Source organism: Daejeonella sp. H1SJ63 (genome assembly GCF_029360775.1).
Taxonomy (GTDB): domain Bacteria; phylum Bacteroidota; class Bacteroidia; order Sphingobacteriales; family Sphingobacteriaceae; genus Daejeonella.
This window is the reverse complement of sequence record NZ_JARKMZ010000007.1, coordinates 18,217-42,755: the sequence shown is the minus strand read 5'-3', so window position 1 is coordinate 42,755 and position 24,539 is coordinate 18,217. Positions and strand designations below refer to the sequence as shown.

At 41.2% G+C, this 24,539-nt stretch carries 14 protein-coding genes; 6 read left to right on the top strand and 8 right to left on the bottom strand.

What is annotated here, in order from left to right; translation table 11 throughout:
* Positions 1 to 2: 2 nt before the first annotated feature.
* Positions 3 to 1,160, bottom strand: coding sequence for a DNA polymerase IV (gene dinB, locus P2W72_RS02745; protein ID WP_276359351.1), 1,158 nt, complete (start codon positions 1,158 to 1,160; stop codon positions 3 to 5).
* Between the two features lie 407 nt (positions 1,161 to 1,567).
* On the opposite strand from dinB, the gene P2W72_RS02740 reads away from it, so the two are divergent.
* Entirely contained in the window at positions 1,568 to 2,509 is a 942-nt protein-coding gene (locus P2W72_RS02740) for a sulfite exporter TauE/SafE family protein (protein WP_276359350.1), read from the top strand.
* Positions 2,510 to 2,679: 170 nt separating this feature from the next.
* Positions 2,680 to 3,444, top strand: coding sequence for a hypothetical protein (locus P2W72_RS02735; protein WP_276359349.1), 765 nt, complete (start codon positions 2,680 to 2,682; stop codon positions 3,442 to 3,444).
* Here the strand turns inward: P2W72_RS02735 and P2W72_RS02730 are convergent.
* The 7 genes from P2W72_RS02730 to P2W72_RS02700 all read right to left on the bottom strand — a co-directional run bounded on the left by P2W72_RS02730 (position 3,441) and on the right by P2W72_RS02700 (position 14,024).
* The gene (locus P2W72_RS02730) at positions 3,441 to 7,742 is read right to left on the bottom strand and encodes a non-ribosomal peptide synthetase (RefSeq protein WP_276359348.1); all 4,302 of its coding nucleotides are present in this window, start codon (positions 7,740 to 7,742) and stop codon (positions 3,441 to 3,443) included. The two genes, P2W72_RS02735 and P2W72_RS02730, sit on opposite strands and share 4 nt — an antisense overlap.
* 402 nt (positions 7,743 to 8,144) lie before the next feature.
* On the bottom strand, positions 8,145 to 8,729 hold the full coding sequence (cysC, locus tag P2W72_RS02725) for an adenylyl-sulfate kinase (protein ID WP_276359347.1): 585 nt from the start codon (positions 8,727 to 8,729) through the stop codon (positions 8,145 to 8,147).
* Between the two features lie 9 nt (positions 8,730 to 8,738).
* Complete coding sequence (locus tag P2W72_RS02720; protein ID WP_276359346.1) at positions 8,739 to 10,190, bottom strand: sulfotransferase; 1,452 nt, start codon at positions 10,188 to 10,190, stop codon at positions 8,739 to 8,741.
* Positions 10,190 to 10,366, bottom strand: a complete 177-nt coding sequence (locus P2W72_RS02715) for a hypothetical protein (RefSeq protein WP_276359345.1) — start codon at positions 10,364 to 10,366, stop codon at positions 10,190 to 10,192. The genes P2W72_RS02720 and P2W72_RS02715 overlap by 1 nt, the downstream gene beginning before the upstream one ends.
* Positions 10,367 to 10,368: 2 nt before the next feature.
* Positions 10,369 to 11,679: an arylsulfotransferase family protein gene (locus P2W72_RS02710; protein ID WP_276359344.1), complete on the bottom strand. Its 1,311-nt coding sequence runs from the start codon at positions 11,677 to 11,679 to the stop codon at positions 10,369 to 10,371.
* 150 nt (positions 11,680 to 11,829) lie between these two features.
* The gene (locus tag P2W72_RS02705) at positions 11,830 to 13,005 is read right to left on the bottom strand and encodes a glycosyltransferase family 2 protein (RefSeq protein ID WP_276359343.1); all 1,176 of its coding nucleotides are present in this window, start codon (positions 13,003 to 13,005) and stop codon (positions 11,830 to 11,832) included.
* A 122-nt stretch (positions 13,006 to 13,127) separates the two neighbouring features.
* Positions 13,128 to 14,024: a glycosyltransferase family 2 protein gene (locus P2W72_RS02700; protein ID WP_276359341.1), complete on the bottom strand. Its 897-nt coding sequence runs from the start codon at positions 14,022 to 14,024 to the stop codon at positions 13,128 to 13,130.
* Positions 14,025 to 14,693: 669 nt separating this feature from the next.
* Between P2W72_RS02700 and P2W72_RS02695 the strand changes: the two genes are divergently transcribed.
* The 4 genes from P2W72_RS02695 (at position 14,694) to P2W72_RS02680 (ending at position 24,536) form a co-directional block, all read left to right on the top strand.
* On the top strand, positions 14,694 to 15,209 hold the full coding sequence (locus tag P2W72_RS02695; RefSeq protein ID WP_276359340.1) for a hypothetical protein: 516 nt from the start codon (positions 14,694 to 14,696) through the stop codon (positions 15,207 to 15,209).
* 233 nt (positions 15,210 to 15,442) lie between these two features.
* Positions 15,443 to 21,472, top strand: a complete 6,030-nt coding sequence (locus tag P2W72_RS02690) for an Ig-like domain-containing protein (protein ID WP_276359339.1) — start codon at positions 15,443 to 15,445, stop codon at positions 21,470 to 21,472.
* An 18-nt stretch (positions 21,473 to 21,490) separates the two neighbouring features.
* Positions 21,491 to 22,429 (top strand): type IX secretion system membrane protein PorP/SprF, encoded by a 939-nt coding sequence (locus P2W72_RS02685; protein ID WP_276359338.1) that lies wholly within the window; start codon positions 21,491 to 21,493, stop codon positions 22,427 to 22,429.
* A 58-nt stretch (positions 22,430 to 22,487) separates the two neighbouring features.
* A complete protein-coding gene (locus P2W72_RS02680) occupies positions 22,488 to 24,536 on the top strand; it encodes an OmpA family protein (RefSeq protein ID WP_276359337.1) in 2,049 nt (682 codons plus the stop codon).
* The last annotated feature ends 3 nt before the right edge of the window (positions 24,537 to 24,539 follow it).

Here is a 24,539-nt window from a genome sequence, read left to right as displayed (position 1 = left end):
GCTCAGAGCTTGAGATCAATAGTAGATGCCAGCTTAAGTGATTTCTCCCCAAACCTGTTCCGGATACGGTCCATCGCCTGATACAGTTTATATTGCTCTTCAGAAGTATTGTACAGGCTGATCTGTTCATGTCCGTTAACCAGCTGCGAAAGCTTAACACCTACCAGGCGTACCAGCATGCGCCGGTTGTAAACTTTGTCGAATAAGTCTTTTGTCCTGCTGATGATAAAGGAGTCAAGACTTGTATAGGGTATTTTGCTTTGCCTGCTATGGGTCTCAAAATTGGAGTAGCGTATGGTTACAGTAATACAGGCTGCCAGTTTTCGTTGCGATCTTAGTTGAAAACACAGATCCATCACCATAGATGTGAGAAGTTGTTTGATCTTACCTGTGTCGATGCTGTCTGTTTCGAAAGTGCTTTGTGTTCCGATCGATTTTTGTTCATGATAAGGTATTACCGGTGAATTATCTATTCCATGCGCTTTTTGCCAGAGGCTTATGCCATTATTCCCTAATACCCTGAATAACTGCTCCTGTGGAATCCCGGCCAACGTGTAAATATAGCGTACGCCCATTTCGCTCAGTTTAAGGTATGTGGCCTGCCCCAGCCCCGGAATTTTTTTGATCGACAGGGGATTCAAAAAAGGTTGCACTTCCTGATAAGGTACTTGTCGTTCTCCGTTGGGTTTACATTCATTCGTGGCGATCTTTGACACAGTTTTGTTTACCGAAAGTCCGAAGGATAGCGGTAATCCGGTTTCTTTCATCACATGAAGCCTTAATTCATGGGCAAATTTCATGCAGCCATAGAAGCGGTCCATACCGGTCATGTCAATATAGTGCTCATCAATGGATGCTTTTTCAAGTACGGGAACCCTTTCCTGAAGAATGTCGGTTACCATATGCGAGTACTTACTGTATTCATCCATATTCCCACGAATGAATACAGCATGAGGGCATAGTTGCCGGGCCATTCTGGAGGGCATGGCAGAATGGATGCCGAATTTCCGTGCTTCATAACTGCAGGATGCCACCACTCCGCGGTCGGAAATACTTCCGATGATTACCGGTTTGCCTGCAAGGGAAGAATTCTTTAAGAGTTCAACAGATACAAAAAAAGCATCCTGATCAATATGAATAATATGTGTTTCCTTTAGCATAAGTGAAAAATCGGGGAAACAAATTTATGCTAAAATTTTTAGTAAACAGAAAAATGATTTGACAATTTGCCTATTTGTCAAAAGGAGGAGTACTTCAGATGAAATGAGCTGTTTTTAAATTAGCAAATGAATGATCTAAGCTGCCCGATGCCTGATCCATACTTTTGTAAAAAAGCCTTTAAGTATCATTTAGGGGACTTACGCAAAAAAAATCAAAATAAATTAGGAGGCAAAAGGAAAAAAGATTTATAATTGTCGACTAAATCCATAGATTTTGTATTATCAATCTTTTATCAAAACATATTCCACAATCTTTTTAGCACTTTATTCTAATGATTTAAATCATGAATAATTACCTGATAATTCAGTAGTGTTGTACCGGATTGTTCTCATTTAGACAAGAAATAATGCAAGCAAGAGAAAATGCAGGATCTGCAGTGAAAGTAACACAAAGTGCCCAGGAAAAACGCTGGAAAAGAATCGCCTACCTTTCTTTGTTTAGTTTGGCGGTTCTTTTTATAGTTTATGCTGTATACTCTTATATCAGCTATGATTCAGTAGTTAAAATCGGAAAGGATGTGTCTTCAGGTCTGGACGAAAAATTTCTGCTGATGCTGTTTGCCGGCTTCTTTGCTCAATTGGTTGATGGTGCACTCGGAATGGGTTATGGAGTGGTTTCAACATCCTTTCTGCTTTCAGGAGGATTAAATCCGGCAGTGATTTCCGGTAGTATTCACACTGCAGAAATGTTCTCAAGCGGTGCATCCGGTTTTAGTCATTACCGTTTTGGTAACGTTAACATGAAGCTTTTTAAAACATTGCTTATTCCGGGAGTATTGGGAGCGATTATAGGGGCAGTGCTACTGGGGTATGCAGGTGAAAATTACGGAAAAATGATACGGCCGGTAATTTCAGTTTATACTTTATTGCTTGGTCTTCGAATCCTGCTTAATGCTTTCAAGGAAAAAAAGAAAGCTCAGAAAGTTAAACATGCAGGATGGCTTGCCGGTGCGGGTGGCTTCCTCGATTCATTCGGTGGAGGAGGCTGGGGGCCATTAGTGACAAGTACACTGATTTCAAAAGGCCGTACGCCAAAGTATGTGATTGGTTCAGTAAGTCTTACAGAGTTTTTTGTAACAATGGCCAGCGCCCTTACCTTCTTTGTTATTCTGGGTGTCAGTCATTGGCAAACGGTTTTAGGCCTTATTGTAGGTGGGGTACTTGCAGCGCCTCTTGCTGCACGTCTTGCAGGAAAACTGCCGGTTAAAAAGATGTTTATTGGTGTTGGTATTCTGGTGATTATCTCCAGTCTGAGAATTATCTGGAAATCAATTGAGAGCCTGATGTAATTTCTGAGCCCCTCGCCGGGGAGCAAACAGAATTGTTGAGTTTGGGAATAATTTATCGCTAAGAGAAATCGGTAGCTGTGAAGCAGAGGCTTTGAAGATGAGGTTTCTCATCGTACCTCCTTCGAAATGAACGAATTATTTTTATTATTTTAGTATGAAGTCTGATCATTATGCTAAAAACCATTCAACTTTTCTTTGCCGGATTGTTTCTTCTGATGAGCAGTTTTACATCAGGGCTTGTTTCTGATGATTTTTCATTCAATGGTGCCTGGAAGACCCAGGAGGGTACGCTGGAACAGGCTTTACTTTTTTCAGACGGGTATTTCATGCATACTGTTTACGATATCCAAAATAAACAGTTTATTCAGAGCAGAGGGGGAACTTATGAAATCTCAGGTAAGAATCTGAATGTAAAAATTGAATTTAATACTCATGATAAGGAACAGATCGGGCAATCTCTGAGTTATATTTTTGCTGTAAGCAAGGGGAAGTCAAATTCTGATATCAGTGGCAAAAAACTTTCCTGGATGATGCTGGACAAGGGGGAGGGAGAGATTGCCGGAACCTGGCGGATGTCTGGCCGCAAACAGGATGGGAAGATTACTTATAGCCCTCCGCGTGCCCGCAAGACATTAAAAGTTCTTACCGGAACCAGATTTCAATGGGCGGCTATTAACGCTGAAACGAAAGAGTTTTTTGGTACCGGTGGTGGTACTTATACCTTCGAAAAAGGGAAGTACACAGAGAAAATTGAGTTTTTTTCCAGAGATAACAGCAGGGTTGGTGCATCCCTCACATTTGATGGTAAACTGGCAGACGGGAATTGGCATCACTCAGGGTTAAGCTCTACCGGAAATCCGATTTATGAGGTCTGGAGCAGAGAGTTGAAACGGAAATCTGATTGTCAACTCCGGATTTTAGCATGTGCTGATTAGCCTCTTTTCTTTTTCATTGCTGCCTGATCCAGGCATTCCTGCAGAATTTCTGCGAATTCCTTATCATTTGGTGGTGCAAAAATATAATTGTGTTCGCCGGGAATTTCATGGATGTTGATTCCTTTTAATGCAAAGGGTTTCCAACCCAGATACTCGAAATCGTCCATATAGAAAGTTCGTTTTTTTGCTCTGAAAAGTTCGATTGCCCCGTCGTAAGGAGTAAATACATATTTTTCCCAGGCTTGATTATTTTTGATGTCGATATTATTTGCATATCCGAAAAAGCCTTCCTGATTTTGTTTTTCACCGTATTTCAGTTTCCAGTAAAATTGGATTAACCTTCTTTTTATGGCTTCAGATTTATATTCGATCGTCCGTTTAGGGTCTTCTTTCAACAGCGTGAAGGTATAAAGCAATTGCTTGCTGAAGTATCGGGCGCTTTTGAAAAGTTTTTTGAAAGTTGGGTCATACCTGCGCGATTGATAGGCATAGGTATCAAACATGGCCAGCATCTTTACTTCCTTACCTCTTGCTTTGAACTGCTTAGCCATTTCGAAGGCAATGATTCCCCCGAATGAAAATCCAGCCAGAGCATATGGTCCTGAGGGGTTTTGCCTGACTATCTCAGAAATATAATAGGCAGCCATATCTTCAATCTTTTCAAGAGGTTCGTCTACTCCGTTCAGTCCCTTTGCCTGAAGTCCGTATACCGGCTGTTCAGGATCCATGTTTTTAGCAAGCGTATTAAAGAATAATACATTTAAACCGGCTCCATGAACAATGTACAACGGCATTTTGCGGCCATGCGGTTTGATTGGCACCAGTGAATCCCAGGTGATGGACCTGGCATCCATTTTGAGCATCATTGCCATGGCCTCTACCGTGGTATGCTCAAACAATGTAGCAAGCGGTAAACGTTTTCCGGTTTCACGTTCGATCTGATTCAGTACTCTTACAGCCAGCAGTGAATGCCCGCCAAGCTCAAAGAAGTCGTCATAAACACCGATCTTGCCAATCCCAAGATGTTCAGACCATATTTCTGCCACAAGCTGCTCTACATCAGTTCGGGGAGCAATAAATTCTTTTTCCTTTCTTTCCTGATCTGATTTATAGTTATCCTTTTCAGTTCCGGGAATATTTGGTGCGGCATTGCTGAATAGTTCTGCAAATGGTCTGAGTATTGAAACCTTGAAAATGCTCGTTAAAGGCAGCTTGATTCCGGTCTCTTTTTCGATACGGCTCATCACCTGTACGGCCAGCAGCGAATGCCCTCCGAGTTCGAAGAAATCATCGGATGCACCGATGTTTTGAATTTTCAGGATATCTTCCCAGATGCCTGAAATCAGCTTCTCAAGTTCTGTATTTGGCAGTTCTTTAGTTTTTCCGATATCTGAAATCTGATTCGGTTTCGGAAGTGCTTTCCTGTCGGTTTTTCCGTTAGGTAAGAGCGGAAGCTTATCGAGAATAACAAAATCGCCCGGAATCATATAAGGAGGGAGAACCTCTTTTATTCCATTTTTCCAGTTCTCAATCTGTGCCTTATTTGTTTCTGCAGACTCAGAAACTATGTATGCAGTAAGCCTCCGATCTCCCGGACGGTCTTCTCTTGCAATAACAGCCGATTCTTTAACAAGCGGCTGTGTGTTTAAAGCATCTTCAATGGCGCCTAATTCAATGCGGTATCCTCTGATCTTTACCTGATTATCAATTCTGCCATAGCAAATGATATCTCCGTCGGGTAAATATTTACCAAGGTCTCCGGTACGATAAATTCTGGAAGAACTTCCTGTCTTAAACGGTGAAGCAATAAAACCAGTGGAGCTCAGTTCTGGTTTATTCAGGTATTCTCTGGCAAGACCTTCACCACCGATATAAATTTCACCGGTATTTCCCTGTGGAACCGGATTGAGGTGCTGATCAAGTATGTAAATTTGGGTATTATCAATTGGTTTACCGATGCTTATTGGGTCTTTCGTATCCCGTATTTCCTTTAAAGCCGACCAGATTGTTGTTTCTGTTGGCCCATACATATTCCAGAGTGAGCTGCATTTTGCCAGGAGTGATTCTGCGAGATCTTTGGGCAGGGCTTCTCCACCGCAGAGTGCTTTCAACTCAAGTTTTTCAGTCCAGTTGCTTTCAAGCATCATTCTCCATGTGGATGGAGTAGCCTGCAGGATACTTACCCTTTCTTTTCTGATCAGATCGAGAAGTTCTCTCCCATCTTTCGCTGTTTCAGCATCAGTCAGCAGCAGCTCTGCACCGCTAATCAGCGGCAGATAAAGCTCAAGGCCTGAAATGTCAAAAGAGATAGTTGTTACTGCAAGTAGTTTATCTGCAGCACTGATACCGGGCTTTTTCTGCATGCTGCACAGAAAATTTGTCAGACTATGGTGCTCAATGGCGATACCTTTTGGCTGCCCTGTAGAACCAGAGGTGTATATCACATAGGCCAGATCATTGCCTTTAACATTTAGTCCAGGATCGGAGCCTGAATATTGGCTCAATTGCTCCTCAATCTCATCAAAGATGATCTCATTGACATCTGCAATGATGAAATTGCCTTTATACCTGCCTGAACTGATCAGGAACTCTGCAGCAGAATCCCTGAGCATATACTCAATACGCTTTTTAGGGTAATCAGGATCTACAGGAATATAAGCTGCCCCGGATTTCATGATCGCCAAAAGACAGATCAGCATTTTTTCTGAGCGATCCAATGCCAATGCTACCTTGTCGCCATGTTTTATACCCTTACTAATCAGATACGCAGCAAGTCTGTTAGCCTGTTCATTTAATTCTTTGTATGTGATAATTTTGTCGTTAAACTTTAATGCAATTTTATCCGGCAGGAGATCAGCATTTCTGGAAACAAATTCATGAACGGCAGTGTTTATGGGATATTCTGCAGCAGTGTTATTCCATTCTGCAGATACCATCTGAATTTCCGGAGAGCCCTTTTGCAGTAAATCGTTGATCTTAATTTCAGGATCTTTAACTACAGTATAAAGGATCGAAATAAACCTGTCAGACATCGCCCGTATGCTGTCTTCCCTGAATAATTGGGTATTATAGGTCCATTCAAATTTGAATTCTTCTTCTTCAGCTGTTGTATTGACAAACAGTTCGAAATTTTCATAATCTCGTTTATTGTAAATCACTTTTGTTTTAAGCCCCTCCATATGCGAGGCCTTGTTTATGCCTGCGTCCATACCGAATACTGCAGAAACTAATGGCACTCTTGATGGGTCGCGGGGGATATTGAGTATTTTCAACAGACTGCCGAAAGTGAACTGCTGATGATCATATGCATCCAGTGTAGATAATTTGCGCTCTCTAAGATATTCTGTAAATGAATAATCGCTCTGTAGCTTGCTTTTTAAAGGCAGCAGATTGACACAATGTCCCATCAGACTATAATTTCCTGTTAAAGGCTGTCCTGCTGAAGGAAGGCCAAGCACCAATTCATCCTGTCCGCTTACCTGGTAAAGCATGATCTCAAATGCAGCTCTGAAAGTAATGGGAAGGCTGCATGATTGGCTGGTACTTAATGTTTTAATGTCTGACAGAAGTACATGATCAACTTTAATGTCAAAACAGGCACTTTTTGTAGTTCTGTTTGCAGGTCGTGTGAAATCGGGAGGAATATCCAGAACCGGGACACCCTCTTTAAATTGCCTGATCCAGAATTGTCCGAGATTATGATATTCTTTTGAACCCGAAAATTTTTTCTGCTTCAGGGCATATTGGATCCATGACACGGCATGTGGCAGAGAGGGAGTTTCATGCCTTACATAAGCCGAATACAGGTCGCCAAGTTCCTTCAGAAAAAGTCCCATCGACCAGCCATCACAAATAATATGGTGGGCTGTGAATACCAGAACATGCCGATCTTCTGCCAGACGGAACAGGGATAAATTATACAGCGGACCATTGGTCAGATCGAATGCGGTGTTTGTTTCTTGTTTAACGAACAGACCAAGGCCCGAGAGTTGCTGCTCTTTTGACGATTGGCCAAGATCTTCATAATATAAGATAAGATTCTGCTGCGGATGAATACATACCTCTGAAGCATCATCTGTGAAAACGCAGCGCAGGGCTTCATGTCTGTTAATCAGTTCCTGAAGACTTTGTTCGAGATACTCACGGTTTAATGGACCTGAAATATCCAGACTGACAGAAAGATTATAAGAACGGCTGGCATCATCACCTCCCAGGAGACAGGAAATCCATATTTCCTGTTGTGATTCCGTAGCCGGAACATACATCTTTTTAGTATTCAGGTTGATATCAGTAGTCACAATTGAATTTATTTTAGAGCTTCTGTAAATAAGAACACAAATTGTTTCAATCTGTTAAATTTAAAAGGAATTATTAGCCTTAAGCCACTTTTCCCTCATTCTGTTTATGATTGCAACAACAATTCGATCATTTATAAGTACAGCTTTTCCTGAAAATAATTTAATTAGTTTTCAGCTTTAAGAAATCAGTTTCTAATCTTTTAATGTAAAAATGTTACGTTTCGCTCCTGTCATCATAGATGATTTGTTCTTCAGCTATTTGAAGAATTCAAGCTGCCTAAAGATAGATAGTGAGTTTTACTTAAAGTTAAATTTATATCTTAAATATTATTGTTTATTCATTTTAACTTTGACTTTATTCCATTTTAGTTAAATTTTCAAAAAACAAACTTAAATTAAAGGTTAACGTTCATTTAAACAGATTTTTGGAAGAACACAATCGAGCAGGATATCCACAAGAGTTTCTTTACTCTGCTCGGCTGTTTTTAATACCAGGTCTGATTCCAAAGGTATTTCGAAAGGCGAGCTGATGCCGGTAAATTTTTTGATTTCGCCATTTCTTGCTTTTTTATAAAGTCCTTTAACGTCTCTTTGTTCGCAAATTTCTAAAGGACAATCAACAAATACTCTGATCAGGTTTTCACATCCTATCATTTCTCTGATCATCCCTCTGTCTTTTTCGAATGGAGTTATAAATGCCGATAGAACGACCAGTCCTGAATCCATCATCAGACCGGCCACTTCAGCTACCCTGCGAATGTTTTCTGTACGATCGTCTTCAGAGAAACCAAGGTCTTTACAGAGTCCGTTTCTGATTTTGTCTCCGTCCAGAATATAAGTTTTAAATCCGCGAATGAACAGTTCTTTTTCAAGTGCGTCAGAAAGAGTGGTCTTGCCTGATCCTGATAGTCCGGTAAACCAGATCACGATAGGATTTTGTTTCAGTAGGTCCTTCCTGTCCTGAAGGCTTATCACATGTGCTGCCATTTTCTCTTATTAATTGGATTTATACCATATATTAAATCTGTTTAACAGTTTCCTGTACAATCCCTGACACTCTTTCAATAGTTCCTGATCATATTCGCCAACCTGTTTTTCTGAAGGTTTAAAAGACTTAAGATCATTTGCATTGGCATTTACTCTGATCTCTCTGAATAAAACTGAAAGTACGGTGCCGGGCGACTTGCAGAATTCTTCATAAGAGAGGAACAGAGCTTTATCTCCGGCATTTTCTATGGCATAATTATAATAGTTTTTCCAGCTCAGCAGCCAAAAATCTAATGACATTTTATTGGCCGAATGCATTTTATGGAAGATTTCATTGTCAGCAAAGTGAAACGGTTTCTGATTAAGTCCGAATTCAAAATGTCCAAGCCAGTTCATATAATCCAGAGAGAATTTGTCTTTGCTCTGTACTTCTGAAAAATGCAGATGCTGGTTCAGGAGTGAAAGTGCATGTTGCAGGGGATCTCTGAACGGTATAATCAACCGGGCATCCGGAAAGCTTTCAAATAAACCCGGCAGACGCAGAATATTATTGTTGTTTTTCGACAAATATCTGTTTTGTTCCGGTTTTTCAGCACTAAGAATTACATTGCGGATATAGTCTCTGAATTTTTTCGATACAGATTTACTTGTTTTCTGAAGTTCCAGCCGGTCTTTCCCAATATACTGGTCTCCGCAAAATACCCGCCAGAATACTTCTTCGAAGGCCTCCGGACTTTCAAAACTGACCATGATACCATCCTTGTGCGCTCTTTCTTTCAGTTCTCCCGTTACTTTTCTGAAAGAGAGCTTTTTCCAGACATTAGGCATCATTACAAAGGGCATATCCAGATAGGTCAATGATCTGAACTGCCCGCTTTCGTAGAGATATCTCATCAGCATGGTTGTGCCTGAACGGGCAAGCCCTGAAATAAAGACAGGACTTATCGAAACGCCTGGTCCTTTTTTATTGATAAAATTGTTATCCATTTCAAAAGATACCTCTGCCATAGCTTTCGATTGTAAAGCGATTCTGTGCAGGAGTCTGGATGAAAATGTATAATCTGAATTGCTTTTTGCTGAGATTGATTTTTTGATCAGAAAATAAGAGGCGAAGGCAATAACCGATAGTGCGATGCCGGTAGTACTGATCAGTATATTAGTCAGGAAGGATGGATTAAGTGATTCTATAAGAGTGCCGGCCTGAATGGCAGCAACCAGAAGGGCCACTAAGAACAGGGTTAATGCAATAATGAGTAAAGAATTTTTCAGGATAGCCAGCGAGTTGCTTAACAGTATTTTTTGTTTGGTCTCATCATCAATAAGTTCAGATTGTATGGTTGCAAGTGAACCCCGGCTGGTTTGGTTTATCCGCTTTACTGTTAGGATGAAAGGAAGATGATCTGCCACCATAGCCAGCAGAAAGAAAATAATGAATAAATAGACATTGGCAATCAGATCCATTATTCTTCTTCCTTCTTTTTAAATTTTTGAATCAGCTTTTTAAAGGGATACCATAAAATTGCAAACAGAGCAAGGAAAATAGAAATCAAAACTCCTGCCACTGCGGCAATAAAGCCTCCTCCCAAACCGGGACCAACATATGCAAAGATGAAATAGAGGATCATAGTGATTAGCATAATTAGTTATTTAAGAATGTAAAAGGCAGGGGATTAAGTATCCTGCTCCAGCCCAGTACCGATGCAGAATTTTCATCAACACGCTCAACATATTGCCATATCGTATTCCTGGAATTCCCCCTTAGCATTCTGCCAAAATCTGTTTCTTCAATAAATACGTCTCCATTGGGGAGGATCTCTGAACGTCCTCCGGTCATGGTTCTGACTTTGGCTTTTTTCAGGAATTCTGTATAGGGAGTACTCAGTTCTGCTTTGCTGAAATCATAAACATAGACCTCATTATGTCCGTCAATAAAGTCGTATGAAGCATTGCGGATAATGTTATTCCCGAAAATGCTGATCCGGTGATCATCTATGAAATCTGCATCATGCTGATTCAGCCAGGGGCCGGTTTGGAGCCATAAGATTTTGTTGGTGGAGGGGCGATACAGGAAAACTGTACTTTTATTCCGGATACTGACCAGCAGATCGCCTTTCTCCCAGTATGGGCCTGAACTTAAGGCCGGCTGAATGTCATTTAAATGGATTGGGTCTTTTTCCATTGGACCTATGCCAAACAGGAGTCCGCGGTAGCCATTGTCAAGCAATATTTTACTGATGGAAAGCTTCTTTAAAAGGGTGCCTTCAGGCGAGATCTGAGCCAGTGCATCATCACGGTATTCTTTGAAATAACGTGAAATGAAGGGTTTATTCTGTTCAATTACAGATGAGGCCCAGATATTACCTTCAGCATCAAATTCCTGAGAATGGTGAAAAATTCCGTCAAGACTCCATAATACTTTTGAGTTTCTGTCTATCTTAATCAGCGAACGATCTTCGGTATTGAATATCAGTGAACCATCGGCCGAAGGAAGCGGATGCCAAAGGACGAGGTTACCAATATTACTTTGTTCTGAAAGTGATCTGCCTTTATCGCGGAGTTTCATGATATATCTGATGTCAGGAACCCATTTGTGTAAAACCTTTTGGTCTGAAAGCCGGATGAGACGGAATGCAGAATGTCCGGCTTCTTTATCAAATGCAGATAATAAAAGGTAACTGCTGTCTCTATAGTTTTTGTCTGCCGGCTGTAGCCCGCTGATACCCGGGTATCTGTCTTTAATGATTACAGGCATATCTGCAAAGACTTGTCTGATGCTGGTATTAACCAAAGCAGGAAATTTGGCTATTGAAAGGATAATGGTCTTCGGTTTGCCACTTATCAAATGCCCGCCTTCATGGATATAAGCTACGGCCCATCCAAACATCATCATCCCGACCGCTGCAAACCAAATGATCAGTAAAACAAACCAGACAGGCACTTTTTTATTCATAAATATTTTAATTCTGCAGATATTCTTCTCGATTCTATATTATTTCCGGGGCTATACTTTTTGAACTAAGTCTTTTCCTGATGAAACTCAGTATAAGACAAATTAACAAAAAGAATCCTGGCCTGTAATCTTATTCATTATCAATCAGTTTTAGCTTTTTCTTGAAGCTTTCTCCCATATTGCACTTTGTTGTCTGTAGATATAACGCTTTATTCCGGCCAGTACAGCATAGTTCATAATACAGAAGTAATAAGGAACGAAAAATATTTTTATTCTGATTTTTTTATGTTCAAAGATCATTCCAAATAAGGCAAGCAGATAAAAAGCAATTTGTCCGCTGAATAAAAGAGGGTAAATTAATTCACTGCTATGAAAACAAAGTTTTGCATTCAGCAGTATAACAAGAATCAGAAGAAAAGGAGTGATCGTCCAGCGCAATACCCTGTGGCTGATATACTGAAAGCTTAGGATTCCGTATCTGAAAATATTAAGCAGGTTTTTCAGCCGCAGAATAGACTGTATTCCCCCGGCAGCGATCCTTACCTTTCGTTTTAGTTCTTCACTGATATTTGCCGATGCTTGTTCAACAGCATAAGAACGGGGTTCATAAACTATCCGGTAATGTTTTGCGGCAATCAGCATCGAGATCATAAAATCATCGAGAATGGTATCATCCGGGACGGGCTGATAAAGCTGACGTCGAACGCTGAAAAGTTCACCTGCAGCACCAACTACTGAGTAAAGTTCTGAGTCCCATCGCTTTAGTTGTGATTCATATTTCCAGTAAAAACCTTCTCCTGTACTGCCAGCATCTGCTTTTTCTTCCTGATGAACCCGTTTTTCGCCGGCAACTGCTCCGGTTTTAGGATCTTCATAATGTTCAGCAATATAGATGAGAGCATCTTTGTTTAAAAGAGTATTGGCATCCGTAAAAATGATGATCTCAGTATTAACCTGTTCTACAGCACGATGTATTGCGGCCACTTTCCCCTTGCGTTCCGGCTCATGAAGAAGTTTAACTCCGGGAAATTCCCTTAAGATATCGGGAGTACGATCAGTTGATCCGTCTGTGATGAAAAGGATATTGAGTTTTCCTTCCGGATAGCGCAGCGAAAGGGTATTTTTTATCTTCTCCCTGATAAAGGCTTCTTCGTTATAGGCTGCGATAACCAGGGTACAGGAGGGGAGCCGTTTTTCATTCGCACTTCCTGAAGCTATTTTACCGCTGAACATTCTTTTGATAAGTATCAGTACATAAAGCAAAATTCCGTAACCTAAATAGGTATAGAATATGATGAAAATACTGGTCCAGAATGCGGTTTTCATTCTTTTTTTTGTTAGTATTTAGATTAAAGGCTGCTAAATCGGATCAGTACTAAATGTTTGTGCTCCCGGCTCTTTGTTCTTTGCTTGGTAGTGCTGTTCATCTCAAATTATTCATCTCAAACTCAATACTCAGTAGTTCCAAAAGCTTCAATTCCATCTGCAGCTCCCCTCCTGAATGCTTTTAATAAATCCATCCTTCCCTGAAAAATATAACTCAGGATATTTCTTGGCGACACCAGAAAAACAAAATGAAAAAAAAATATTATCCGGGATAGAGCCGGAGCATTTCTGCGAATAAACAGAATCCTGTTCCGTGTCATATAATATTCTTTCAGGGCACTTTTATGCCCTACAGATATTGATTCTTTGTGGTAGATCAGTGCCTGGGGTTCGATCCATATCTGATAGCCGCTTCGCTTAATTCGTTCACACCAATCCATTTCTTCGTAGTATAAAAAGAAGCTTTCATTCATTAGGCCTGCTTTTTCGGTAAGCTCTCTTCTGAACATCATAGCAGCTCCGTGAATATAAGCTGTAGGGCCTTTGGAATGGTCGTATTGCCCTCTGTCTTTTTCAAATTGGCCGATACATTTATTTCTGCCGGTATTATAATTCATTGCTGTATATCCGGCATATTGAATGGTATCAGGTTTATCGAAATAACGGATTTTCGGACTCACAATTCCCACTTCAGGGTTTTGGTTAAGCACATCTGCCAGCTTTTCGATTAGTCCGCGGCTAAATTCAGTATCATTATTCACCAAAAACAGGTACTCGCCCTTTGCTTCCCTGATGGCCAGGTTGTTGCCACCGGCAAAACCCAGGTTTTTCTCCGAGCGAATGAATCGGATCCGGGGATATTTCTCTCTCCATGCCGGGCAAGGATCAGTGCTGCTTCCATTGTCGACAATAATAATTTCCAGATTCGGGTAAGTGCAAACAGTTGCCACAGAACTAAGAAAATCTTCAGTTAGTGCAGGCTGATTAAAATTGATGCTGATTATGGAAATTTTTTTCAATTTCAATTAATATTCTTTTCAAATTACAGAAAAAAATACCGGATTGTTATATCCTCTCCGGTCTGCCGGAATAACAATATGTAATTCATGCTTCATCCGTAGAGCTATCATGTGCCCACATCTATTGTGGATCCGGAAATTTGAAAACCATCCGGTTCCTCTTAGAACCGCTCAGAAATTTCCTGAATTTATGCTTTCGGACTTTAATGCCGGAGCAGCTCCAGTATTTCCGGCAGCAGAGGAAAATCAGGAGTAAGAGCGTTCGGTTTTTTGTATTACAGATTCAATGTATCTGACCGTCAGGCATGCTTTGCAGAACTGTATTACAGCGGGTCTGAATAAGTTAAATATTTTTCCTTTTTTGTAATTTATTAAAAGAGGTGTGGGTGCATGAGAGCATTATAGCAGATGAATATGCTGCGATGATATTGCTAAGAACTAAGGTATTGTTAATAAAATTTGATCGGCGTAAGGACTCATTTTTCTGCTGATTTACAATATATTATTATATTTGTTTAGGTAATTTTTTACTTTATTTGCCGGATTTTTACATTGCTCAGGGTTCAATTGTTCCTGTTAGGGTAATGTCCCGCAGCTTTAATTAATTTATGGACAATTTCTTTAAACGATAAGATTATAACTATAGAAAATTAATACGATTTAAATATTTTGGAAAATCTGAAATTCAACGACTCTCAGGATGAATCAGATCAACTTCACCGCAAGCTGGATGAACTCATTCTTCTTATTTCTGAAACTCCAATGGATAATGAAACTCTCCAGGGTTTACAGAAAAAATTCAATTCTGCTATCCGGAATGCTTCCGGTATCACGGTTCCTGAACCTTATCAGGAGGAAGGTAAAAGAAGAGCACAGACTGAAGGTCCTGAAGAAGATCTTGACCAGCTGCTTTTTATCAATACCGATAAAGTTGCACAACGTAAGCATGCAGTTTCAGGGTATATTGGCCTGGGGCTCAGAGTTCTGATTGCTCTTCTCCTGATTTTGCTTGGGTTTGGGATGATTATCATGCCGGCACCTCCATATTTTGAAATGTTTACCCTGTTTTATCTGAATCCAAATGATGGTGTAACCATCATGGATGTGATTTCTTTAATTATCGCTTTTGTTGGTGTTTATATACTGTTTAGCACTTTTACCGGAAGAAGATCTGGAAGAGTATAATTCATTATGGGGAAAAAATTCCTCAAAATGTGGAGATTCTGCATGTTTCAAAAGGTTTAAATGGATGCTGACTGCGGTGTAGCAATATGTTTAAAAATAAATTCAGGCTGGAGCGGGTTTAAATGCACTTAAATTCTGATAATCTGTGTTTAAAGCCTGATTGGTGTAATATTTGACTTTGTTAATAGTGCTTCTTACTCAGGTTGGAATGTTACAGTTTTGATATAAGATAAATGCTCAAAAGAATATACTCTGCTTTTCTCAACTTCAGGTTCATTCTGATCCTGCTGTTTCTGTTTGTCTTTATGACCGGCAGTGTAAAAGCACAGTTCCCTTACGGAGACAGTTTTATGAATGCTACTTCGCCGGGCATGATATTTGGCGGGACTGTGGGTACAGGACCAATATTACAAAGTCATGCTTTCTTAACAGCAAATCAGGATTCTGTTACAGCCTATGGTTCAGTAGGAACGGGTACTATAAATTCCGGACAACTAGTAACTGCCGATCCCGTCGGATCGGGGTATTTACGATTAACGAGAACTGTAAATAATCAGACCGGATTTGCGAGGAATACCCGATCATTTCCTTCTTCAAATGGTCTGTCAATAAGTTTTGATTATTATACCTATGGTGGTTCTGCCGATGGTATCTCATTTTTTCTTTATGACGCTTCAGTTGTTAACAGAGATTTAACAGCCAGTACGGCTGCGGGATATACCGCTGCCGGATTTAATATTGGAGTTTTTGGAGGCTCACTTGGTTATGCCCAGCATGTTCAGAATGTTCTTCCCGGATTAAGTAAGGGCTTTCTCGGAATAGGTTTTGATGAGTTTGGAAATTTTCAAACATCCAAGGCTGGAGGAGGTAATATAATCAGAACCGGCGATTCCGGTGGAAGCGGAAGTGCTGCAATTTCACAATCTGTTACACTTAGGGGTGATGGTGATGGATTGGGTACCGGTGGAGGGACTAATTATGAGCATTTAATAACTATTGAAACCAAGAATCAAACTGCAATGACTAATGCAGGTGCAGGTACTGCATTTAATGTAAGCGGTGGTGTCGGGCTAACTTCTCTTACTACCCCTACCAGGGCTCAGGGTTTAAGCGGCTCGAATAGTGGGTATCGTAATGCTAAAATTGATATTGAACCTATTCCCTTAACATCCAATTTTAAGATTAACGTTCGTATAACAGAGAATTCAACAGGTGCCGCAACCGCTACGACTCATCACATTATACAAAATTATACCTATGTGCCAAGTTCGCCTGTGCCGGCTAATTTGAGTTATGGATTTGCTGCATCAACCGGCGGTTCGGTTAATGTTCATGAAATCAGGGCTATTTCTATTGTTGTACCTGCTACTACTCCGCTCGCGCCAAATACTCCATCTGATATTTCGAAATCAGGTTTTGAAGATTCAAGCATTCCATTTGCGCAAAGTGATTTTTATAACTCAGATTATTCTTCATCTAATTTTACAGACCCCAATGGTGATGCTCTGGCAAATGTGAGGATTACGAATCTTCCTGATCCTTTGCATGGAGTTTTAAAATTAAGTGGTGTTGATATTACTGATGAACAGGTAATCCCTTATGCTAACCTTGCTAATATAAGCTTTGTGCCGGCAGCAAATTATAATGGTTCAGCATCATTTACCTGGCGTGGAGGCGATGCCGGAGGGTTATATTCAGCAGCAGATGCTACAGTAAATATTACGATTACTGCGGTAAATGATGAACCAAGTTTTACAAAAGGAGCTAATCAAACCGTTAATGAAGATGCCGGAGTTCAGACGGTAACGGGCTGGGCTACAGTTATAAGTGCCGGACCGGCAAATGAGAGTGCCCAGACTCTGACTTTTGCGCTTACCAACGATAATAATACATTGTTTTCCACACAACCGGCCATTAATTCCGGCGGTAATCTTAGCTATACTCCGGCAGCTAATGCGAACGGAACGGCAACAGTTAGTATTGTTCTGTCGGATAATGGGGGTACAGCAAATACCGGGGATGATACTTTTGCGACACAAACCTTTACCATTACAGTGAATCCAGTAAATGATGAACCAGGTTTCACTAAAGGATCTAATCAAACGGTTACTGCATGTGCCGGAGCTCAGACGGCAGCGGCCTGGGCCACAGCACTAAGCAAGGGGCCTGCCGATGAAAATGCACAAACATTAGCATTTACGGTTACCAATGATAATAATTCATTATTCACTGTTCAGCCGGTTATAAATCCCCTAACAGGTGATTTAACTTATACTCCTGCATCAAGCGCCAATGGATTAGCAACAGTTAGTGTTGTTCTGTCGGATAATGGGGGTACAGCCAATACCGGGGATGATACTTATGCCACACAAACCTTTACCATAACAGTTAACGGAGCTGTCCAACCTTCCTCCATTACCGGTTTGGATGCAGTCTGTATCAGTACCTCAAATGTAACTTATACCATAACCAGAGAGCTCGGACATACCTATACCTGGACCTACAGTAATCCTTCGGGAGTAACATTTACTGCCAATCCGGAAGGTAACAGTATTACAGTAAATTATTCTAATACAGCTGTCGGTGGCACCTGGAGTGTAACAGCAACTAATACAGCCACAGGTTGTACCAGTATTGCCCGAACACTTGCAGTGACGGTTAATTCAACACCAACACCAGGTGCCATTAGCGGAAATGCTGCAGTATGTTCAGGAACAAGCGCTAACGTATATAGTGTTACGAGTGTTGCCAATACAAGCTACTCATGGACGTATAGCGGAACCGGGGCGTCGATTGCTTCCGGGGGAGGCACCTCTTCCATTACAGTAAGCTATGCTGCAAATGCTACCAGCGGCAGCTGGAGTGTGGTTGCAACGGGACCCAATGCTTGTCCGAGTCTTCCGGGCACATTTGCGGTAAGTGTCACCAACGGGCCGGCTGCAACAATTACATATGCCGGAACACCTTATTGTGCAGCAGGAACCGCAAGTGTTACCCATACCGGAACTACCGGAGGAACTTATTCTTCTACACTTGGCTTAAGTATCAACTCTTCTAACGGAACGATTGATCTGGCTGCCAGTACTCCGGGTACTTATACAGTAACATATTCATTTACATCAGGATCATGTTCCGGTGCTGCCACTGCTACGGTAACTATTAATGCTCTGCCAACTGTAGCTGCAACAGAGGGTAACAGTACTTTAAATGCAGGGGCAACCACAACGTATACGAATACAACGGTTGGTGGCACATGGAGCAGCAGCAATACTGCTGTGGCAACAGTGAATTCAAGCACGGGTGTGGTTACTGGTGTAGCACAGGGTACTGCGACAATTACCTATACAGTTTCTTCAGTGGGCTGCACTGCCAGCGCTGCTAAAACAATTACAATCAATGCTGCAGTACCGGGAAATACTGCTCCGGTAACGGTTGCCGATACGTATTCAGTATTGAAAGGAGGGACACTAAATGTTCCTGCTCCGGGAGTTTTGACTAATGATACTGATGCCAACAATAACACGCTTACAGCGGTAAAAGTAAGTAATCCGGCAAACGGAACTTTGACGTTTAATAGTAATGGCTCTTTTACTTATGTGCATGGAGGCGGGAATAATACATCTGATAGTTTTAGCTATAAAGCAAATGATGGTATTACCGATGGGAATACGGTAACAGTAAGCATAACAGTTACTGCTACCAATACTGCTCCGGTAACGGTTGCCGACAGCTATGCTGTTACCAGAGGCAGTACTCTTACACAAGCGGCACCTGGTGTACTTGCAAATGATACCGATGCTGAGAGTAATACCCTTTCGGCAGTAAAAGTGCTCGATCCGGCAAACGGGACTTTAACGTTTAACAGTAATGGTTCATTTACCTATCAGCATAATGGAAGTAATACCACTGGCGACAGTTTTACTTATAAAGCGAATGACGGTACCGCTGATGGTAATACTGTAACTGTAAATATAGTTATCAGCTCAGCAAACAATCCTCCTGTTGCGCAGAATGATACTTATACAGTAACACATAATGGTATAACAACGGTATCTGCTCCCGGGGTATTGGGTAACGATACAGATCTGAACAGTGATCCGCTTACTGCAATCAAGGTTTCTAATCCGGCTTACGGTACCCTGACTTTCAATAGCAATGGCTCATTTACTTATGCGAATACAGGTGGTTCGGCTACAAGCGACAGTTTTACCTATAAGGTAAATGATGGAAAAGTTGATGGGAATACGGTTACCGTAACGCTGAACATTGTACGTCCCAATCAGGCCCCGGTGGCTGTTGCCGATTCGTATAACCTAATCAGGGGCTCCACGCTGGCGGTGTCTGTACCTGGAGTACTTTCTAATGATTCTGATTCTGATGGGAATACCATCACCGCAATAAAGATTAGTAATCCTTCACAGGGCACCCTGACTTTTAACAGCAACGGCTCATTTACCTATGTTCATGGGGGCGGAACGAATGATTCTGACAGTTTTGCTTATAAAGTTAATGATGGTACGGTCGACGGCAATATCGTAACCGTAACTCTGACTATTGCTTTGCCGGGAGCTGCGCCGGTTATTGCTGATATCAATAAAACAATCTTTAAGAATCAGACTTATACTTTTGCTGCAATAAACTTTACTGAGAAATTTGTTGACCTGCTGCATGATCTGCAGAAAGTAAAGATCGTAACGCTTCCTTCAAGCGGTATTCTGAAGCTGGGCGGAGTAAATGTTACTGCAGGGCAGGAAATCATTGCCGCAGATCTGGCTAATTTAAGCTTTACCCCGGGGCCGGATTTTACCGGAACTGTGAGCTTTCAGTACAATGCATCCTGTCTGGTAGGTTATGCTTTAGCCGGTAAAAATGTTAATATTACGGTGGTAGAGCCGGGCATTCCTCCGGTAGCTGTTGCCGATACCTATACTACTACCAGAGGCGGTACTTTAACAATTGCAGCACCCGGTTTGCTTGCAAATGATACCGATGCTGACGGTCACCCTCTAACCGCAATTAAAGTCTCAAATCCTTCTCATGGTTCTTTGACCCTGAATGCCAACGGATCATTTACCTATGTGCATAATAATGGAACATTCACAAACGACAGTTTTACCTATAAAGTAAATGACGGTTACAACGACAGTAATGTAGCTACTGTTAATATTTCAACTCCACTGGTGAACATACCGCCGGTAGTTTCCAATGTATATATAACAAGCAATAGCGCTTCTCAGATTGTATTCAATAGGGTAGATTTTGCTGCTAAGTTTGCTGATACGGATACTATCAGCAAGATCAAAATTGTAAGTCTTCCACCTGTTGGTATTCTAAGAGTAAACGGTATTCTCGCCTTTGCAGGTCAGGAGCTCGTTAAATTTCCCAATGTAGTAACTTTTGAGCCGCCATTGCACTGGAACGGAACTACATCATTCTTATGGAATGCATCTGATGGCACACAATATGCAGCTAATGATGCTCAGGTAATTATTACGGTAAATCAGCCAAGCGATCCCGGTGCGAAAATTGGTCTGGCAAAACAGCTTGCCTCAACAAAACCCAATGTTAACGGAACTTACGATCTTAAATTCATCTTTACCGTAGCTAATTTCGGAACAAATGATCTGGATAAGGTTAGTGTGAAAGACAATCTGGCTTTGGCTTTCAATGGTGCTGAGTTCAGGGTCAAATCGGTTACTGCTACCGGTAATCTCCGTGCGAATACCGGTTTTACAGGGATCAGTGATACTGAACTTCTGCTGAATTCAAGTAAGCTTGTTGGGGCTGAAGAAGCTAAGATTGAACTGGATGTTAATGTTAAGTTGTTGCTTGCAGGCGGGACATTCTCTAATTCAGCGGCAGCAGAGGGCACCTCTCACATTACAGGTTATAAGGTAAATGATGTTTCTACCAATGGTTTAAAACCGGATCCTTTACAAACAGGTGATGTGAGTCCGGCTGAGCGCACTCAGATCAAGCTTGACTTGCTTCCTTCCTATGTACCACAGGGCTTCTCGCCTAATGGTGATGGTATCAATGATAAGTTTGTGGTTCAGAATGCAGATGGAAAGCATGTTTCACTGGAGATGTATAATCGATGGGGTAACCCTGTTTATAAGTCAATTGATTATAAAAATGATTGGGGCGGTGAGGTTACTGAAGGATTTTTCCTGGGGAGTGGTATACCTGATGGAACCTATTACTATATCATTATAATAGATAAAAAGGATAAATATGTAGGCTTTATTACTGTGAACAGGTAATGCCGAGATTAGTTTAAGATGCGCATAATAGATAGAGTTGTCCTTATTTTGATTGGGTTTTTTAGTCTGAATGGAACTGTCGTCGCCCAGCAGAATGCTCATTTTTCCCAGTACATGTTCAACTCTCTGGCACTTAACCCTGCCTATGCGGGCAGCCGTAATGTGGTGGCTGCAACTGCTTTGTACAGAAATCAATGGGTTGGGGTTGAGGGCGCACCCAAAACAACAACCTTTACGATGGACGCTCCGCTATCTAATGATCGCATAGGTCTGGGCTTTCAGGTGGGCAGTGATAAGATTGGAATCACCAGATCTGCAAACTTTGTATTAAGCGGGGCTTACAAAATTCCGATCAATGATGGCAGTCTCTCATTTGGCTTGCAGGGCAGTCTGAATAATTACCATGCAGGTTTTTCTACAGTCAACCCCGATCCTGCGGGTCCGATTCCAGACCAGGCCTTTACTGCAGATGTGAATAAAACCCTCTATAATTTTGGTTCGGGTATTTACTATAGTTCAGAACGTTTTTACTCTGGCTTTTCTGTACTTGATTTTATTCCGAACCGATTAAATACCGATTCTATAGGAGTAGATGACATCACTGCCAGACAAAGGGCTCATGCTTATTTCGCTACCGGTTATGTATTTCCTGTTGGTATGGATTTTAACCTGAAGACTTCAGTACTTCTTAAGGGGGTGATGGGAGCGCCAATTCAGGCAGATCTTAATGCCACACTCTGGATTAAAGAAGTTATAGCGATCGGAGCTGAGTACAGAACGGGAGCGGATATTTCTGCTCTGATGGAACTAAGACTTACACCGCAAATCAGAATAGGGTATGCCTACGATAAAAGTATAAGCTCTTTGAGAAACTATAATTCGGGTAGTCATGAATTTATGCTGAGATACGAGTTTTCATTCGATCGAAGCAGAACATTATCACCCAGATATTTCTAAATTACAGACCAGGATCATGAAAATCAGGAAATTAAGCTTAACATTTATTATTTGCCTTATGATAGTTGCTTTGCAGCCGGCGAAGTCGCAACAGGTAGATAATAATCAACTGTTAAGAAAAGCCCTGCTTGAATATCAGAATCTTCGCTTTGCTGATGCCATCAAAGAACTAAAAAGAGTACTGGAGAAGGAACCTGATAATATAAGTGCTCAGGAAATGATAGCCGGAAGTAATCGCAATATCAAAAACTACGATGAAGCTATGTATTGGTATGGGGAATTGTGCAAGCACAAAAATATCAAGCCTGAATGGGCATTGTATTATGCTGAGGCACTGGCCAATAAACAAAAATATGAGCAGTCTGAGCAGTGGTATCGCAAATTTCTGAGTATGAAACCGACTGATCGTCGGGCAGATGCCTTCTCCAAAGCAAATTTTAATTTAATTAATGCTAATGCCGGAGATTATAAAGTAAAGTTTCTGAACATTAATTCTGAAGATTCCGAGTATTCTCCAATGTATTATAAAGATGGTCTTCTGTTTATCTCAAATCGTGCTCAGAAAACAAGATTCGTATTTCAGTGGGACAGAACATCTTACTCTGATATGTATATTGTAGATGATCTGAAAAGTATTACAGAGGGCGAACCAGATAGTGCCAAAAGGGAGGAGAAGAGAAAGGCTACCAGATATATTGCCCAGACAGATACAAAAGACCGTTCATTGATTGGTATGCTGACTTCAGGAAAAAAAGAAATACAGCAGGAGAATGAACCTTATTTGCTTAGAGGAAAGGTAAGGAGCAGTTACCATGAGGGGCCTGCTGCGTTGTTACCGGAGGGAGGGCTTATATTTACGAGAAATAATTATATTTCAGGTAAGGCAGCACAAAGTAAGGGGGGTATCAATAAACTGAAATTGTTTACGGCAAGTGGCAGCGGATGGGAAAAAATCACCCCATTTCCTTATAATAACAATGAATATTCAACCGGACATCCAACGGTATCACCTGATGGACATATTCTGGTATTTGCCTCGGACATGCCCAGAGGGTTTGGAGGTACCGATCTTTACTATTGCGTACGCACCGGTGAAGGGAAAAAATGGGGAAGACCTGTAAATCTTGGCCCTAAGATCAATACAGAAGGTAATGAACAGTTCCCATACCTGCACAATAACGGGAAATTATATTTTTCTTCTACAGGGCATCCGGGTCTTGGTGGACTGGATATCTTCGAGGTAGTTTTAAAAGATCTGAAAGCAATTGGAAATCCATGTAATATGGGTGTAGATATTAACTCCTCAGGGGACGATTTCGGATTCATTCAGGATGAAGAAGGAAAGCGTGGATTCTTCAGCTCTAACCGAAGAGGGAATGACGATATCTATCAGTTTGACTATATGAAATATACAGTTACGCTGAAAGGTCTTATTGTTGATGCCGGAACAAATAAGGCATTGTCAGGAGGAAGGGTGATTATGCGTCATAACGGAATTATTGATACCATCGTTACCAATAGCAGAGGAGAATTTACCAAAGTTCTTGCTAAGGAAATGGATTATGAGTTAAGCGGAAACCGGATGTCTTATGTGAGTCGTCAGGTGTATGTCAGTACCACCGGAATTACTACCGATACTACACTTAATGTAAGCCTGAAGCTGAACAGAGCCGAGAACCTGCAGAACTGGGTAATGGATAATTGTGAAACCTTAAAGAAGAACTTTACTCTTGAGAGTATCTATTATGATCTTGATCAGGCAGAGATTCGTCAGGACGCCGCTGAAACACTTGATGGAATTGCTGAGATAATGAAGCAAAATCCGGAGATCAGTATTATATCTGCAAGCCATACTGACAGCAGAGCTTCTGATGGATACAATAAAGAACTTTCACTAAGACGCGGGGAAGCTGCACGTAATTATCTTATATCCAAAGGTATAGATGGGAGACGGATTGAGGTTCATTATTACGGCAAGAGCCGCTTGATTAATTCCTGCGAAGAGGGTGTACTATGTCCTGAATCTGAACAGCAAAAGAACAGGCGAACTGAGTTTGAAGTATTGCTGAATGGTGTAAATATTACAGTTTTAAATTGCAATAACTGATTT